15 protein-coding genes and 1 pseudogene are annotated in these 14,248 nt (G+C 62.1%); 9 read left to right on the plus strand and 7 right to left on the minus strand.

Features of this window, described 5'->3' with window-relative positions; all coding sequences use genetic code 11:
- Positions 1 to 429, plus strand: coding sequence for a DUF4440 domain-containing protein (locus NKH73_RS21460; RefSeq protein WP_352935978.1), 429 nt, complete (start codon positions 1 to 3; stop codon positions 427 to 429).
- Between the two features lie 47 nt (positions 430 to 476).
- A complete protein-coding gene (locus NKH73_RS21465; protein ID WP_352590317.1) occupies positions 477 to 1,736 on the plus strand; it encodes an ABC transporter substrate-binding protein in 1,260 nt (419 codons plus the stop codon).
- Between the two features lie 84 nt (positions 1,737 to 1,820).
- On the opposite strand, the gene NKH73_RS21470 is transcribed toward NKH73_RS21465, so the two are convergent.
- The 3 genes from NKH73_RS21470 to NKH73_RS21480 form a co-directional block, all read right to left on the minus strand.
- Positions 1,821 to 2,738 carry a sigma-70 family RNA polymerase sigma factor gene (locus tag NKH73_RS21470; RefSeq protein ID WP_352935981.1) on the minus strand — a complete coding sequence of 306 codons (918 nt, stop codon included), beginning with the start codon at positions 2,736 to 2,738 and terminating at the stop codon, positions 1,821 to 1,823.
- Positions 2,739 to 2,760: 22 nt separating this feature from the next.
- Positions 2,761 to 3,300 (minus strand): dihydrofolate reductase family protein, encoded by a 540-nt coding sequence (locus tag NKH73_RS21475; RefSeq protein ID WP_352935985.1) that lies wholly within the window; start codon positions 3,298 to 3,300, stop codon positions 2,761 to 2,763.
- 139 nt (positions 3,301 to 3,439) lie between these two features.
- A complete protein-coding gene (locus NKH73_RS21480) occupies positions 3,440 to 3,979 on the minus strand; it encodes an Lrp/AsnC family transcriptional regulator (protein WP_352935988.1) in 540 nt (179 codons plus the stop codon).
- 48 nt (positions 3,980 to 4,027) lie between these two features.
- On the opposite strand from NKH73_RS21480, the gene NKH73_RS21485 reads away from it, so the two are divergent.
- Positions 4,028 to 5,200 (plus strand): MFS transporter, encoded by a 1,173-nt coding sequence (locus tag NKH73_RS21485; protein WP_352935991.1) that lies wholly within the window; start codon positions 4,028 to 4,030, stop codon positions 5,198 to 5,200.
- A 149-nt stretch (positions 5,201 to 5,349) separates the two neighbouring features.
- A complete protein-coding gene (locus NKH73_RS21490; RefSeq protein WP_352935994.1) occupies positions 5,350 to 5,793 on the plus strand; it encodes a GNAT family N-acetyltransferase in 444 nt (147 codons plus the stop codon).
- Here the strand turns inward: NKH73_RS21490 and NKH73_RS21495 are convergent.
- The 4 genes and pseudogenes from NKH73_RS21495 to NKH73_RS21510 form a co-directional block, all read right to left on the minus strand.
- On the minus strand, positions 5,790 to 6,920 hold the full coding sequence (locus NKH73_RS21495; protein WP_352935997.1) for an anhydro-N-acetylmuramic acid kinase: 1,131 nt from the start codon (positions 6,918 to 6,920) through the stop codon (positions 5,790 to 5,792). The two genes, NKH73_RS21490 and NKH73_RS21495, sit on opposite strands and share 4 nt — an antisense overlap.
- Before the next feature lie 6 nt (positions 6,921 to 6,926).
- A pseudogene (locus NKH73_RS21500) lies at positions 6,927 to 7,059 on the minus strand (esterase); the annotation flags it as partial.
- A 12-nt stretch (positions 7,060 to 7,071) separates the two neighbouring features.
- On the minus strand, positions 7,072 to 7,995 hold the full coding sequence (gene murQ, locus NKH73_RS21505; protein ID WP_352936156.1) for an N-acetylmuramic acid 6-phosphate etherase: 924 nt from the start codon (positions 7,993 to 7,995) through the stop codon (positions 7,072 to 7,074).
- 199 nt (positions 7,996 to 8,194) lie between these two features.
- Complete coding sequence (locus tag NKH73_RS21510; RefSeq protein ID WP_352936000.1) at positions 8,195 to 8,866, minus strand: FadR/GntR family transcriptional regulator; 672 nt, start codon at positions 8,864 to 8,866, stop codon at positions 8,195 to 8,197.
- A gap of 206 nt (positions 8,867 to 9,072) precedes the next feature.
- Between NKH73_RS21510 and NKH73_RS21515 the strand changes: the two genes are divergently transcribed.
- From NKH73_RS21515 to NKH73_RS21535, 5 genes are read left to right on the plus strand one after another with little or no spacing between them, the layout of a single operon-like run.
- Positions 9,073 to 9,951 carry a fumarylacetoacetate hydrolase family protein gene (locus tag NKH73_RS21515; protein ID WP_352936003.1) on the plus strand — a complete coding sequence of 293 codons (879 nt, stop codon included), beginning with the start codon at positions 9,073 to 9,075 and terminating at the stop codon, positions 9,949 to 9,951.
- Positions 9,948 to 10,727: an alpha/beta fold hydrolase gene (locus NKH73_RS21520; protein ID WP_352936006.1), complete on the plus strand. Its 780-nt coding sequence runs from the start codon at positions 9,948 to 9,950 to the stop codon at positions 10,725 to 10,727. The genes NKH73_RS21515 and NKH73_RS21520 overlap by 4 nt, the downstream gene beginning before the upstream one ends.
- A 53-nt stretch (positions 10,728 to 10,780) precedes the next feature.
- Positions 10,781 to 12,121: a metal-dependent hydrolase family protein gene (locus tag NKH73_RS21525; RefSeq protein ID WP_352936009.1), complete on the plus strand. Its 1,341-nt coding sequence runs from the start codon at positions 10,781 to 10,783 to the stop codon at positions 12,119 to 12,121.
- A gap of 47 nt (positions 12,122 to 12,168) precedes the next feature.
- Entirely contained in the window at positions 12,169 to 13,185 is a 1,017-nt protein-coding gene (locus NKH73_RS21530; RefSeq protein ID WP_352936158.1) for a branched-chain amino acid ABC transporter permease, read from the plus strand.
- Positions 13,182 to 14,210, plus strand: coding sequence for a branched-chain amino acid ABC transporter permease (locus NKH73_RS21535; RefSeq protein ID WP_352936013.1), 1,029 nt, complete (start codon positions 13,182 to 13,184; stop codon positions 14,208 to 14,210). The genes NKH73_RS21530 and NKH73_RS21535 overlap by 4 nt, the downstream gene beginning before the upstream one ends.
- Positions 14,211 to 14,248 lie beyond the last annotated feature (38 nt).

The following is a 14,248-nucleotide window of genomic DNA, read 5'->3' on the forward strand; positions in this document are numbered from 1 at the left end:
ATGGACGAAAAACCCTCTCTGCTTTCCCGCGCGAGCGCCGAGGTCGTCGATCTTCACCGCTTCTTCGTCGACTGGTTCGTTGCAGGGAGCGCGGACAGGGCGGATTTCAGCCGCTTCGAACGCGTCATGGCCGAAGGCTTCCAGATGGTTGCGCCGGACGGCCAGATCCTCGATCGCGACGCAGTGCTCGACCACGTCAGGGTAAGCCGCGCTACCTGTGATGACGACTTCACCATTTCGATCGAGGATATCCAGGCCGGCTGGCAGGCCGACGACGCGATAGTCCTCTGCTACGTTGAAACACAGCAGCGCGCCGGCAAGCACAGCCGCCGTCGCTCGAGTGCCGTTTTCACCACCAGTTCATCGGCGCCCAATGGCGTTGAATGGCGACATCTGCATGAAACCTGGCTGCAGGTGCCGGAAGGCTAACAGGCTCAAGACATCAATGAGAGTCGTGTAACGAAAGGGGAACAACAATGAAAAAGACGATACTTCAGATCACCACCGCGCTGGCTCTGCTGACAGCGGCCGGTGCAGCGCAAGCCGCCGATTGCAAGATCACGGTCGGCCTCGTCATGGAGCTGACCGGCCCGGCCGGCGAATACGGCCAGGCCGGCGCCAAGTCGGTCGAAATGGCCTTCCGCGATATCAATGACGCCGGCGGCGTGCGCGGTTGCGATCTGGCGACCGACACGCGTGACAGCCAGAGTCAGGGCAACATTGCAGTCGACGCCGCAACCCAGCTTGTGCAGGTCAAGAAGGTGCCGGTGATCATCGGCGGCATCATCTCCTCGGTGTCGATTCCGATCCTGACATCGGTCACCGCTCCGGCCAAGATCGTCCAGGTGTCGCCCGCTTCCTCGTCACCGACGCTGACGGCGCTCGGGCGCGACGGCAAGACCAACGGCATCTTCTTCCGCACCATCACCTCGGATGCGCTGCAGGGCGTCGCCGCAGCCAAATACGCCATCGACAAGGGCTTCAAGAAGCTGTCGGTTATCCACGTCAACAACGACTTCGGCGTCAACATGGTGGCGGAATTCTCGCGCGCCTATAAGGCGCTCGGCGGCACCATCGTCTCCGACACGCCCTACAATGAAAAGCAGTCGAGCTATGCGTCCGAAGTCACGGCGGCAATGGCCGGCGAGCCCGACGGGCTTTATCTCGTCAGCACGCCCGTCGACGGCGCGACCATCGCCCGTACCTGGATCTCGCAGGGCGGTGTCCAGAAATTCCTGCTCAATGATGGCATGAACAGCCCGGACTTCATCGAATCCGTCGGCGCCGATTACCTGAAGGACGCTTATGGCACTTCCTCGGGCACCAGTCCGACCGCATCGACCGAATATTTTACCAAGAACTACAAGGAATTTTCGGGCATCGAACCGTCGAACCCGGCCGCCGACCGGTCCTATGATGCCGGCGCCATCGTCGGCTTGGCAATCGCCATTGCCGGCTCCGAGGATCCGGCCAAGATCAAGGATGCGATGTACAAGGCGGTCGACCCGGCCGGCACGCCGATCTACGCCGGCAAGGACGAGTTCGCCAAGGCGCTCGGCCTGATCAAGGATGGCAAGCCGATCCGCTACGAAGGCGTCATCGGCCCGGTCGCCTTCGACAAATACGGCGACATCACCGGCCCGTTCCGCCTCTGGAAGATCGTCGACGGCAAGGTGACGACCGACGGCGAAATGACGACGGATGACGTCAACGCCCTGCAGGCGAAGCTTCAGTAAGGCGCCTATATCTGTCCGGCATCATTTCATTGAGGTTGATGCCGGACACTTGCATCGTCCTGTTTGTACCCGGGCGTTCGCCGGTTAGTCCGGGATGGAAATGACCACCGCGCTGGCCGCCGGCATCATCCAGGGACAGGCGTAATAATCGGCAATGCGGTTTATGGCTCCGTCGACCGCCTCGATCCGAACCGGATGGGCTGGTTTCCAACCGTCTGCGCCGCGATGGAGCACGAGCAGCACCGCTTCGCCATCGATCTCGCCAGTCACAATCTTCCAGGTCATTTGGGCATTTTCGTATTCGACAAAATAGGGCGATTCCGACAGCCGGCCGTTGAAGCAATCCGCGACCCGCAATTGGGCATCGGCGCTGGTCAACTCCCGCACGCCGTCCCAGTCACGGCGGTTGAAGAGTTCGACATAGCGGTTGAGCAATTTTGAAAGCTCGGGATCGCGCTGGGACTCCGAACGGACGATTGGTTCGTTTGGCAGCATGGCCAGCTTGGAGCGGCCACGGCTCAATGCCGCCTTGACGCCACCCACGGTCGAGTCGACGAGGCCCGCAATCTCTTCCAGCGAATAGTCGAACACATCCTTGAGCAGGACGCAGGCGCGTTCCTTGGGCGGCAGGTGGATCACCAGCCGTTCGATCGCGCGATCGGCGCCCTGGCCCGCCGGCTCGACCGGCAGGATGATCTCGTCTTCGACGAAGCTGGCCTCCGCACGCTCGCGCGCCTGTCTGCTTCGCAGGAAATCGATGCAGCGATTATGCGCAATGCGAAACAGCCAAGGGCGAAGGGCGCTCGGATCGTCAAGTTTCTCGATCTTCCGATAGGCTTCGAATAGCGCTTCCTGCATGACGTCTTCGGCATCAAGCGTCGAACCTGTCATGCGTGCGCAGTAGCGATGCAATCGTCCACGCAAATGCGCGACCGTCTCCAGGAAGGCGGCGTAGCGGACGTCAAAAAGCCCGGTTGGGTCGTTTCTTGGCTGCATCTTCATCGCATCAATATCCAGTGACGGATCACCGTGGGATATAGGTCAGCGTGATAACGCCGTTCTCGAACCGATGCGTATTCACAAGCTCCAGCTTGACCAGGGACGGGTCGACATCCTGGAATGCGCGTTTGCCATGACCCACACAGGTGGGCACGATGGAGAGCTGATACTCATCGACAAGCTTATTGGCGAGCAGCGTCTGGTCGAGATTGCTCACCCCATATTTCAATATGTCCCCGCCGGCCTGCTGCTTGATCCGAGCGATTTCGGCGGCGACATCACCCTCGATCAGCGACGCGTTCCAGCTCACGTCTTTGAGGCTGCGCGATGCGACAAGCTTCTTCAGCCCGTTCATGCGATCCATATACTTGCTGCCCTTGACCTGCGGCCAGCGCGCCGAAAACATTTCATAGGTCACGCGACCGAGCAGGAAAAAATCCGCCTCGCCAGCCTTTTGATAAGAATGCTCCCTGCCTTCTTCGTCGAAGAAAGGCGAAGCCCAGTCCATTGGTGCTTCGATGACGCCGTCCAGCGAAACGAAGCTGCCCACGATCAGTTTTCTCATTGCACGTCTCCGGTTGCGCAGCAGGCCTTCCCGTCATGATCGAGAACCGGCGAACGAACCGGTCCCTCGATCGTCGCAAGGCCCGATAGCTAAGACGTTCCCGGTACGATTTTGGATACGCGCGTGAAGATCGTTTGAGCTAATACAGCGGCTTGGCCATGTGCCGGGGCGTCGGCCATTCGGTCGTGATCCCCGGCTGCACCGGCCGCTCCAGATAGGTCGACAGCACCACGTAACTTCGCGTCGAGGTGACGCCGGGCGTTTCGTAGAGACGCGACAGCAGGCCTTCGAGCGCCCGCGTGTCCTCGGTGCGAACCTTGATCAGCATGCATGTGTCGCCGGCCACCGAATGTATTTCCTCGACTTCGGGGTGCTCGGAAATCGCCATCAGCTCGGGGGTCTTTCCCCAGCCCTTGGTGTCGATGTGCACAAAAGCGAGCAGCGGCTTGCGCACCGCCTTGGGATCGATGATCGCCGCGGTGTTGCGAATGGCGCCGCTGCGCCGAAGCCGCTTCACCCGTTCATGGGCTGCCGGCGGTGACAGGCCAATACGTTCGCCGAGCTCGGCATAGCTGATCGTGGCGTCGTCGACCAGAACGCCTAATATTTTTCGGTCGGTGGCGTCGATGTCCCGGGCGGCAGGCCTGTTCTGCGGAATGCCATCTGTTTCTCCGTCCATAATGAAATTCCTTATTGATACAGAATTTAATACGGCCATTATCGCCGTATGACGAACAGTGATCAAGTCGCAACATTGACGGCAAGGCCTCCTATCCCGGCGTTTGCTTACCTGCTCACCGGATGCATCGCCGTGATCGGCTCCAACTCGCTGGTTCTCGGTCCGATAGCACCGGCGGTGGCTGCGTCATTTGCGACGAGCGTGCCGGCCGTGATGATCGCGTCCGCTGCGTTCGGCCTCGGAACATCGGCAAGCGCCTTGTTCCTGGCACGCTATATCGACCGGCTGGGCGCTCGCCGCATGCTGCAAGGGGCCTTACTGCTGCTGGCGATAGCGCTCCTCGCCAGCGCCGCCGCGCCGACGGTAACGGCGCTTGTTGCGGCCCAGCTTCTTGCCGGTATCGCCGCCGGCGTCGCCATGCCGGCAATCTACGCCAGCGCCGCGGCGATCGCGCCGCCTGGCCGCGAAAGCGGAACGATCGGCGTCGTGCTGACCGGCTGGACGCTCAGCATGGTGGCCGGCGTGTCATTGTCGGCGGTGCTTGCCGACCTGTTGCATTGGCGCGCCGTTTTTGCGGCTGTCGCTGTGCTTGCGGCGCTCGCGTTGACCGGTCTTACCCTGACGTCGCTGAGCGATGTCAGGAAAAGCGGTCCGGCGCCGACGCCGCTCGGCGCCTTGGCCGTTCCCGGTATAGTGCCGCTTCTGGTCGCCTGCGGTGCCTTCATGACCGCCTTCTACGGTGTCTATGGCTATCTCGGCGATCATCTCCACAATGGATTGGGACGGCCGGTCAGTGCCAACGGGTTGGCCGCGCTCGCCTATGGCGCCGGCTTCGGCATGGCGGCACTTCTTGACGGCGTCATCGATCGCCTGGGTGCGCGACGCGTCATGCCGTTCGCCTATCTGCTGGTCGCAATCGTCTATGTCGCGCTTGCCGCATCGAGCGGCAGTTTCGGCTTGACCATCGCGATGGTCGCGGGCTGGGGCCTCGCCAATCACTTCGGGTTGAACGTCCTGGTGATGCGCCTCTCGGCGCTCGATCCGGCGCGGCGCGGCACGATCATGGGTTTGAACAGCGCGGTAACCTATCTCGCGGTGTTTGTCGGCACCACGGCCTTCGGACCGCTCTATTCCAGCTTTGGTTTTGCGGCATCGGCCGTGGTCGCAGCGTTGCTCATGCTGGTTGCCGCTTCGGCGGCGGCGTGGCGTTCGCCGCGGTAGTCGCGGACTATCGCAAGTCGCCGGTTTGCGCCACGCGGCGGCAAAACTTGCGCGCCGCTCCCGCCCTTCGATAAATGCAAATGAAGGTGCCACAGCGCCCGGACGGCGCTGTATACCGATATCCGGCTGTGAACCCGTCTGGACATGCGATGAACACGACGCTTGAAATCACCGCCGACCCTTCGCCGAAAGAGCTCGCTTTTCTCGGCGAGCGGCTCAGCGCGTTCAACGACAGCGATATCGGCGCGGCCAACAGAGAGGCGCTCGCCGTGTTCGTGCGCGACGAGCACGGTGCGGTTGTAGCCGGCATCTCGGGATACACCGCCTGGGGCTGGCTTTATGTGCAATGGCTGTGGGTCGATGAGCGATTGCGCGGCCAGCGCATGGCCGGCAGGATGCTGGACGCAGCCGAACAGGAAGCCGTCGCACGTGGCTGTCACGGCGCCTTGATCGACACGTTCAATCCAAAAGCGGCCAAGGCCTATGAGCGTCAGGGTTATCGGCCTTTCGGCGTGCTTCCCGATTTCCCCGTTGGCCGCAGCCGCGTCTTCCTGCAGAAGAAATTGTTGGCTCAGAGCATCTGCTCTAGTTAGCCGGCGAGGCGTCCGCCGCGCATCGGCTGTGGCACACCGGTGGTGGTCGGGAAGCTGATCGGCAGGCCCCTGAGCACGCGAACCGCAAGGAAGGCAAAGCACTCCGCCTCCACCGCATCGCCTTTCCAGCCGAACGCCTCAGCCGGCACGGCTTCGACGCCGGCGCGGCTGGCAAGCATGGCCATGATCGTCGGGTTGTGGCGGCCGCCGCCGCTGACCACCAGCCGCTTCGGCCGGTGCGGAAGGAGGTCGAGCGCCTTGCCGACGGCAGCAGTGGTGAATGCCGTCAGCAGCGCTGCGCCATTCTCAGCATTCATCCCATCCGCCATGGCCGCGCCGAAATCGAACCGGTCCAGCGACTTTGGATAGGGCTTGGCCAGATAGGGATGCTGCAACAGTTTGGCCAGCCGGGCTTCGTCCACTGTGCCGGTCCGCGCGAGCGCACCGTCGCGGTCCATCTCGCCAAGCCTCTTCGCCTTGATGAAATCGTTCAGCGGCGCGTTGGCCGGCCCGGTGTCGAAGGCGACGACATTGTCCTTGCCGTCCCACCAGGTGATGTTGGCAACGCCGCCGAGGTTGAGCACGGCCGTGTCGCCGCTGGCGTCGGCATCGCGTAGCAGCGCGGCGTGATAGGCGGCGGACAGCGGCGCGCCTTGCCCACCGGCGCGCATGTCGGCCGAGCGGAAATCATAGGCCACTTTGGTACCCAGAATGGCATGCATCAACTCGCCATCGCCAAGCTGGCGGGTCTGGCCGAGCCGGCCGACTTGCGGGGCGCGATGCAGCACGGTCTGGCCATGGAAGCCGACGACCCCGATATCGGTCATCGTCAGCCCGTAGCTTTCGACCAGGTTCTTGACCGCTGCGGACTGGGCGCGCGTCAGGGCTTCTTCGGCTTCGCGAAAGATCGCCGGCTCCGGTCCGGTGAAATTCCATGCCCTGGCTTGATCCAGCGTCTCCTCCAGCAGGGTCCGGATCGATCTGGGGTAGGGTGCGAGCGTGTAGGTGCCGAAATCCTCGATCCGTTCGCCGTCGGTCTTGATCAGCGCAACATCGATATTACCGTCCAGCACGGTGCCGGTCATCAGGCCGACGGCCCAGATTGGTTCCCCAGTTTTCGCAATCATGATTTGTTAGGCTCCGTTGACGAGGTCGCCGACCGATTGGCGAAGAGCTGCGATTCCGTTGTTGAAATGATGTGTCGGATGGATCCGGCTGGTGGGCAAGGTCCATGCCTGCCTTGTCGAAGTCGATCCACAGCCCGGTATCGGCACGGCTTCACAACGCCTTTTCGCCTACTGCCTTTCGCAGGAAACCTCCGGCATTGCCAAGCGCCTTGCGCGCTTCTTCGACGCTCATGCTGGTCATCGTCACCAGTATCGCCAGCTTCACGTCATTGCCGGTCTGGTCGAGCGCCTGTCGTGCTTGGCGTGCGCCGCAACCGGTCGTCTGCATCACGATCCGGGCCGCTCTGGCGAGGAGCTTTTTGTTGCTGGGATTGAGATCCACCATCAGGTTTTGGTAGCTCTTGCCAATGCGGATCATGCTAGCGGTCGTCAGCATGTTGAGAACCAGTTTTTGCGCCGTCCCGGACTTCAACCGGGTCGAGCCGGCGAGAACCTCGGGGCCGACAAGCGGAGAGATGGCGATGTCGGCAATGCCCGCGATGGTCGACCCGGGATTGCAGGAGAGCGCCACGGTTGTCGCCCCCACCTGCCTTGCATAGGTCAAGCCGCCGATCACATAAGGTGTGCGCCCGCTGGCGGCGATACCGACCACGACATCGTCGGCGGTCAGCTTGATCTCCTGCAATGCTCTCATGCCTTGTTTCGGATCATCCTCGGCGCCTTCCGCAGCCCGCGCCAGCGCCTTGGAGCCGCCAGCGATCAGGCCGAGCACCATGTCCTCGTGCACGCCAAATGTCGGCGGACACTCCGAGGCGTCGAGGAGCCCCAGTCGGCCGCTCGTGCCGGCGCCCATGTAGACAAGCCGCGCACCTTTTTGAAACGCAGTAACGATCCGGTCTACCGCCGCCGCAATTTCCGGGATGACCTTCTCGACGGCGGCCGGAACGCCGCTGTCCTCGTCATTGATCCTGTGCAGGACCTCGATGGTCGGCAATAGGTCGATATCCATCGTCTTTGGGTTCCGCTCCTCGGAAACCAACCGCCCCAGCTTCGACATCAATTCTTGTTGGCCCATCCGCCTGCTTTCAAAGTTCTTGCCGTCGGCCCTAAGTAATGTGATGCCACGCCGAGTGCCAACCAGTACCAGCCGGCTCGGTTTCGTGTCGGCCATTCCGGTTTCAAATGGCGGACCGCGCCGTTGCATTATCTCAGCCGGTCGACCTCGGCCGCGCTTCAAGAAGCTGGACTCGCGCCGAGGAGTGCGGCTTTCGGAACTACCGGCCCAGAAGGTTGCGTTCGACTGTCTTGAGATGGGCGAGCATCGCTTGGTTGGCGCCTTCCGGATCACGATGCAGCAATGCGTCCAATATGCTCTGATGCTCGTTGCAATAGGTTTGCCGCCGCTCTTCCGAAAACGAACGTTTCTTCATTTCGAACCAGGGCGACTGGTTGCGGATCGTGCGCATGAGATTATGGATCTCTTTCAGGAAATCATTGCGGCAGCATGCAAAAACGCGGTGATGGAATTCGGCGTCCCAATGCTCGAAGTTCGGCATGTCCTCGGCCTCGCATGCGGTCTGGTGTGCTTCACGAACCGCATTCAGCTCCGCCATGCTGGCGTTGGTCGCGGCGAAGGCCGCCGCGGCCGGTTCCAGCAACTGCCTGATCTCCATCATGTCGGCAGGGCTGGTGCCCTCCATCCGCGCGACTGTCGCTGCGATGGAGCCCGGATTGGTTGCGGTCAGGAAGGTGCCTCTTCCCACATGCCGGACAACCGTTCCGTCGTCCTCCAGGAAACCGACGGCGCGCCGCACCGTATTGCGCGCGACGCCGAACTCGACCGCCAAATCGCGCTCGGGTGGCATCCTGCCGTCTTCAAGCCATTCCCCGGATGAAATCCGCTTCTTGAGCATTGTGGCGATGTCGTTGGCGACGAGCTTGGGCATCCGGCAAATGCTCTTATCTGATCCAATATTGAGCCAATAATATCAGCGTCTGCACCGTTGGTCTAGCGCCTGGGCGAATCCAGGCGCCTATTTTGGCGGATTTTATCGGATTCTCCCCGAAACTCCTCTTGCGACCTAAACCAATCGGCGGTAGCGTGTAGTGAAAGAGCGGACATTGGCTCATAAAAGGTTCAAGGAGAGACGGGATGAGGGTCGCGACATTTTCGATCGCAGGTGAACGTCGCGTCGGAATTGTCGACCTCGACAGTCAGTCGGTTGCTCCTTTTGATATCCCCGTCGAGCAGGCACAATTGGGAGTGCTGGCGCTATTGCGGCGGAACGGGGCCGGGATGCCGCGGACGCTTTCGCCGCTGCCGCTCGCGCAGGTCGAACTCGAGGCGCCAATCCCGCTGCCTGCCCGCAATATTTTCTGCGTCGGCAAGAACTATTACGAACATGCGCACGAATTTGCGCGTAGCGGCTTCGATTCGAGCGCCGGTTCAGGCGCCATTCCACAGCACCCGATCATTTTCTCGAAAGTCCCGGAATCGGTCGTGGCAACGCATTCGAGCGTGCTGATCGACCCTTCCGTGTCGACGGCGATCGATTATGAGGCGGAACTGGCCGTCATCATCGGCAAAGGCGGGCGCGGCATTTCGAAGGCGGACGCTTACGATCACGTCTGGGGCTACACGATCGTCAATGACGTCACCGCGCGCGATCTGCAAGGCAAATACAGCCAGTGGCTGATCGGCAAGTCGCAGGATACTTTTTGCCCGATGGGGCCGTGGGCGATCACCAAGGACGAGTTCGATCTGGAAAACGCTTCGGTGCGCTGTTTCGTCAACGATGATCTTCGCCAGAACTCCAAAATATCGCTGCTCATCTTCGATATTCCGACGATCATCTCGACACTGTCGCAAGGCATCACCCTGAAGCCGGGCGACATCATCGCCACCGGCACGCCGGTTGGCGTCGGCATCGGCTTCGATCCGCCGAAATATCTCAAGGCCGGCGATCTTGTCCGGGTCGAGATCGACGGCATCGGCACGCTGGAGAACCGGATCGTGGAGCGGGTCCAATGACGACTGTCACCGTCGGCCAGATTGTTGCTGAAGTCAACGGCGAGGGTCACCCGGTCGTCATGATCCACGGCCTCGGCGGGACATCGAACATGTTCCAGCCGCAGATGGAGACGCTCTCGGCCTACCGTGTCATCCGGCTCGATCTGCCGGGTTCCGGGCGCTCGGCAAGGCCGCTCGAGCCGCTGACGATCGAGATCATGAGCGAAGCCGTCATTCGCGCCATGGCTGGCATGGGCGTGACGCGAGCCCATTTCGTCGGCCATTCCATGGGCACGATCGTGTGTCAGCAGATTGCGGCAACGCAGCCGTCGCTGGTGAGTTCGCTGGCGCTGTTCGGTGCACTGGCCGAGCCGGTCGAGGCGACGCGGCAAGGCCTTGGCAACCGGGCACGGCTGGCACGTTCGGGCGGTATGGCCGACATTGCCGACCAGATCGTCGCCAATGCGCTGTCGGCGCATACCAGGGAAACGTCGCCCGCAGCCGTCGCCTTCGTGCGCGAATCCATCACCAGGCAGGATCCGGAATCCTACGCCCGCACCTGCGAAGCCCTGGCTAAGGCGACGGCCGTCGATGTCAGGCGGATTTCGGCGCCGACCTTGCTGGTCACCGGCGATGCCGACACGGTCAACCCGATGAGCGTCGGCCAGGCGCTTGCCGACAGGATCAAGGGGGCCATATTCTCGTCTCTCGATCGGTGCGGACATTGGGCGACGGTGGAGTGCCCCCGCGAAAGCAGCCAGAAGCTCGCCGATTTTTTGAGACGCGTTGATAGGTGAGGATCGGAATTCGGGCGTAAAAAAGTGCGCTCGACAGTTTGGGAGGTTTTCTGATGGCAGACGACGGCTGGAACGGCAACGGTTCGGGCAACACGCTCTTTACCAATGTGCGTGTGCTCGATGCGACCGGGGAGTATCCATACACCGGCGAAGTGCTGGTCCAGGGCAACCGCATCAAGCAGATCACCAAGGGCTCGTCGCGCTTTGGCTCCTCCTCTGCATCATCGTCCTATGCTGGCGCGCCCGCAGGTGTCACGACGATCGACGGCATGGGCGCGACGCTGATGCCCGGCATGATCGACGCGCATCTGCATTTGTCCTGGAACAACGCACCCGGCATCGACCCGATCCAGATGATGGAGGTCGAAGAGCACATGCTGGTCACCATGGAGATGGCCAAGCTGGTGCTCGATGCCGGCTTCACGGCGGGCAGGGGGGCGGCAGCCGCCAAGCCCCGCCTCGACGTCGTTGCCAAGAAGTTCATCAACCAGGGTCGCTTCCCGGGCCCGCGTTACCTCGCGGCGGGGCCGGAAATCACCACCGTCGGCGGCCTCGGCGATTCCGCGCCTTCGCACATCCCGCATGAAGGCCTCAATCTAGGCATCGTCGTCTCGGGCCCCGAAGAGATCCGCCGCACAGTGCGCCAGCTGATCAAATACGGCGTCGATTCGATCAAGCTCAATCTGTCCGGCGAGAGCATCACCGGCATGGGCGCCGAAGAGACGCCGATGTCGGAGGAAGAGGTTGCCATGGCCGCCTCCGAGGCACGCTGCCGCAACAAGGTGCTGTCGGCCCATGCGCGTTCGTCCGGCTCGGTCAAACAATGCATCCGCCACGGCATCCAGAACATCTACCACGCCTCGTTTGCCGACGAAGAATCGCTCGACATGCTCGAGGCGGCGAAGGACAAGCATTTCGTCGCACCCGGCATCGCCTGGCTGATCAACACCGCGCGCCATGCCGAGCAGTGGGGCATCAAGCCCGGATCGCCGCTGTCGCTCGAATATGAGCGCGAGCTCGAAATGTGCGTCGACACGATGAAGAAGATGCACCGGCGCGGCATCCGCGTGTGCATTGGCGGCGACTATGGTTTTGCCTGGACGCCGCAAGGCACCAACGCCAAGGACATTCAGACCTTCGTCGAGATGCTCGGCTTCTCGCCGATGGAAGCGATCCAGGCCGGGACCAAATACGGCGGGCAGATCATGGGCATGGGTGATGAACTCGGCATGATCAAGGAAGGCTATCTCGCAGACCTCCTGCTGATCGACGGCGACCCGATTTCGGATGTGCGCATCCTGCAGGACAAGAACCGCATCCTCGCCATCATGAAGGACGGCAAGTTCCACAAGGCACCGCGCTTGAACGAGCAGCGCCGCCGGCTGACGGCATGAGCATCCTCGACCAGCCATCGTCGTCGTCCCAGCTATCCTCCTCGTCGATGGCGGGTGGCGGCATGACGCGCCGGCAGGCATGGGGCCTTTTCTGGCTGCTTGCCGCCGCGCTCGTCGCATGGCTGGTCTTCGCCGTCTGGCCGGCTTGGTTGAACGCCATCCTGATCTCGAAGAAGGCTTTCGTCAGCGCGATCCTCAACGGGGTCACACTGGCCGGCCTCTATTTCCTGGTTGCCAGCGGCTTTACGCTGATCTTCGGGCTGATGCGCAATGTCAATCTTGCGCATGGCTCGCTCTATCTGCTCGGCGCCTATATCGGCTACGAAGTGGCGAACCGCACCGGCTATTGGTTGCTGGGTGTCGCCGCCGGCTTCATCGTTCTGGCGGCGGTCGGCGTCGTCATGCAGATTTTCGTCTTCCGTCGCCTGGAAGGCGACGACCTGCGCCAAACGCTGGTCAGCATCGGCATCTCGATCGTCGCCGCCGACCTGATGCTGGCCGTCTGGGCCGGCGGCACCTATCAGATCGCGGTGCCGGAATGGCTCGACGGTGCACTGACGCTCCCGGTGATCACCGCGGTGCGATCGAACGGCGCATCGGTTTTTCTCACCTATCCGCTCTACCGCCTTGTCGTGCTGGCGGCGGCGATCGTCATCGGCGTCGGTCTCTGGCTGATGCTGAACAAGACGCGCGTCGGCATGATGATCCGCGCCGGCGTCGATGATCGCGCCATGCTGTCGGCCTCCGGCGTCAACGTGCATGCAGTATTTGCCATCGTCTTTGCTGTCGGCGCTGGACTTGCCGGCTTTGCCGGCGTCGTCGGCGGTTCGGCGCTCTCGGTCGCGCCGGGCGAAGATGTCCGCTATTTGCTTGCCTCGCTTGTCGTCGTCATCGTCGGCGGCATGGGCTCGATATCAGGCGCCGCCATTGGCGCACTGCTGATCGGCCTCGCCGAGCAGATCGGCCTCGTCTATTTCCCGACCTACGGCATCGTGCTCACCTTCGTCATCATGGTGGTGGCGCTGGCGGTCCGGCCGCAAGGCATCATGGGGAAAGCGCGATGAGCCTGACCCTTGCCGCGGATGCCAGAGCGCCCCAACAGACATGGCTGGAAAAGCTCGGCCCGGGCCACATTATCCTGGCCGTCGCCCTAGTCCTCTATCCGCTGGTGGCATCGGATTTCTTCCTGACGCAGATCGGCGGCTATTCGCTTATCTTCGGCATGCTTGCTTTGTCGCTGATGATGCTGGCGGGTTATGGCGGCATGGTCAGCTTGGCGCAGATCACCGTCGCCGGCATCGCCGCTTATGCCATCGCCATCCTCGGCAACAACAATTCGAACGTGCTCGGCTTCGGCTGGCCGTGGTGGCTGGCGGCGCCTTTCGCTGTAATGGCGGCCGCGGTGGCATCGGCGCTGATCGGCTGGATCTCGGTGCGCACCGAAGGCATCTACACCATCATGATCACGCTGGCGATCGCCACCGCCACCTACTATTTCGCCCAGCAGAACTACGCGATCTTCAATGGCCATTCCGGATACGCCGGCATCCACGCTCCCTCGTTCTGGGGCGTCAACTGGCGCGATCCGAAAGCCTTCTATTACCTCTGTCTCGGTTTTGCGGTCCTGTCCTATGCGGCCATATTCTACGGCTCCCGCTCCACCTTCGGCTTGACCTTGCAGGCGATCCGCGACAACCCGCGGCGGATGCGCGCGCTAGGCTATGACGTCACCGCGCACAAAGTCTTCGCCTGGTTCCTCGCTGGCATCATTGCCGGTCTGGCCGGTGTGCTCCTGGTCTGGTTCAACGGCCGCGTTTCGCCCGGCACCATCGGCGTGGACGCAGCGCTCGATGTGCTGATCATCGCCGTCATCGGCGGTTTGCGGCATCCGATCGGCCCTTTCTTCGGCGCGCTCGTCGTAGTCCTGATGCAGACCTTCGCCATCGACATCGTCGGAGCCGAGCGTTTCAACACGCTGATCGGCCTTGTCTTCCTGGTGATCGTCTTCGTCTCGCCAGACGGAATTCTTGGGTTGTGGGGGAGGATCAAACCGCATCTTGCCCAGGAGTCCTTGCGTCCCGGCCCCTAGTCGCCGGGATGGAATGAACCACTGCGAAAACGTCAATC

It is taken from the genome of Mesorhizobium sp. M0938 (genome assembly GCF_040319125.1).
GTDB lineage: Bacteria > Pseudomonadota > Alphaproteobacteria > Rhizobiales > Rhizobiaceae > Mesorhizobium > Mesorhizobium robiniae.

Coding starts and splice junctions, on each gene's coding strand:
- NKH73_RS21460 (WP_352935978.1), top strand. CDS start 1: ATGGACGAAAAACCCTCTCTGCTTTCCCGCGCGAGCGCCGAGGTCGTC.
- NKH73_RS21465 (WP_352590317.1), top strand. CDS start 477: ATGAAAAAGACGATACTTCAGATCACCACCGCGCTGGCTCTGCTGACA.
- NKH73_RS21470 (WP_352935981.1), bottom strand. CDS start 2,738: ATGAAGATGCAGCCAAGAAACGACCCAACCGGGCTTTTTGACGTCCGC.
- NKH73_RS21475 (WP_352935985.1), bottom strand. CDS start 3,300: ATGAGAAAACTGATCGTGGGCAGCTTCGTTTCGCTGGACGGCGTCATC.
- NKH73_RS21480 (WP_352935988.1), bottom strand. CDS start 3,979: ATGGACGGAGAAACAGATGGCATTCCGCAGAACAGGCCTGCCGCCCGG.
- NKH73_RS21485 (WP_352935991.1), top strand. CDS start 4,028: ATGACGAACAGTGATCAAGTCGCAACATTGACGGCAAGGCCTCCTATC.
- NKH73_RS21490 (WP_352935994.1), top strand. CDS start 5,350: ATGAACACGACGCTTGAAATCACCGCCGACCCTTCGCCGAAAGAGCTC.
- NKH73_RS21495 (WP_352935997.1), bottom strand. CDS start 6,920: ATGATTGCGAAAACTGGGGAACCAATCTGGGCCGTCGGCCTGATGACC.
- murQ (WP_352936156.1), bottom strand. CDS start 7,995: ATGGGCCAACAAGAATTGATGTCGAAGCTGGGGCGGTTGGTTTCCGAG.
- NKH73_RS21510 (WP_352936000.1), bottom strand. CDS start 8,866: ATGCCCAAGCTCGTCGCCAACGACATCGCCACAATGCTCAAGAAGCGG.
- NKH73_RS21515 (WP_352936003.1), top strand. CDS start 9,073: ATGAGGGTCGCGACATTTTCGATCGCAGGTGAACGTCGCGTCGGAATT.
- NKH73_RS21520 (WP_352936006.1), top strand. CDS start 9,948: ATGACGACTGTCACCGTCGGCCAGATTGTTGCTGAAGTCAACGGCGAG.
- NKH73_RS21525 (WP_352936009.1), top strand. CDS start 10,781: ATGGCAGACGACGGCTGGAACGGCAACGGTTCGGGCAACACGCTCTTT.
- NKH73_RS21530 (WP_352936158.1), top strand. CDS start 12,169: ATGGCGGGTGGCGGCATGACGCGCCGGCAGGCATGGGGCCTTTTCTGG.
- NKH73_RS21535 (WP_352936013.1), top strand. CDS start 13,182: ATGAGCCTGACCCTTGCCGCGGATGCCAGAGCGCCCCAACAGACATGG.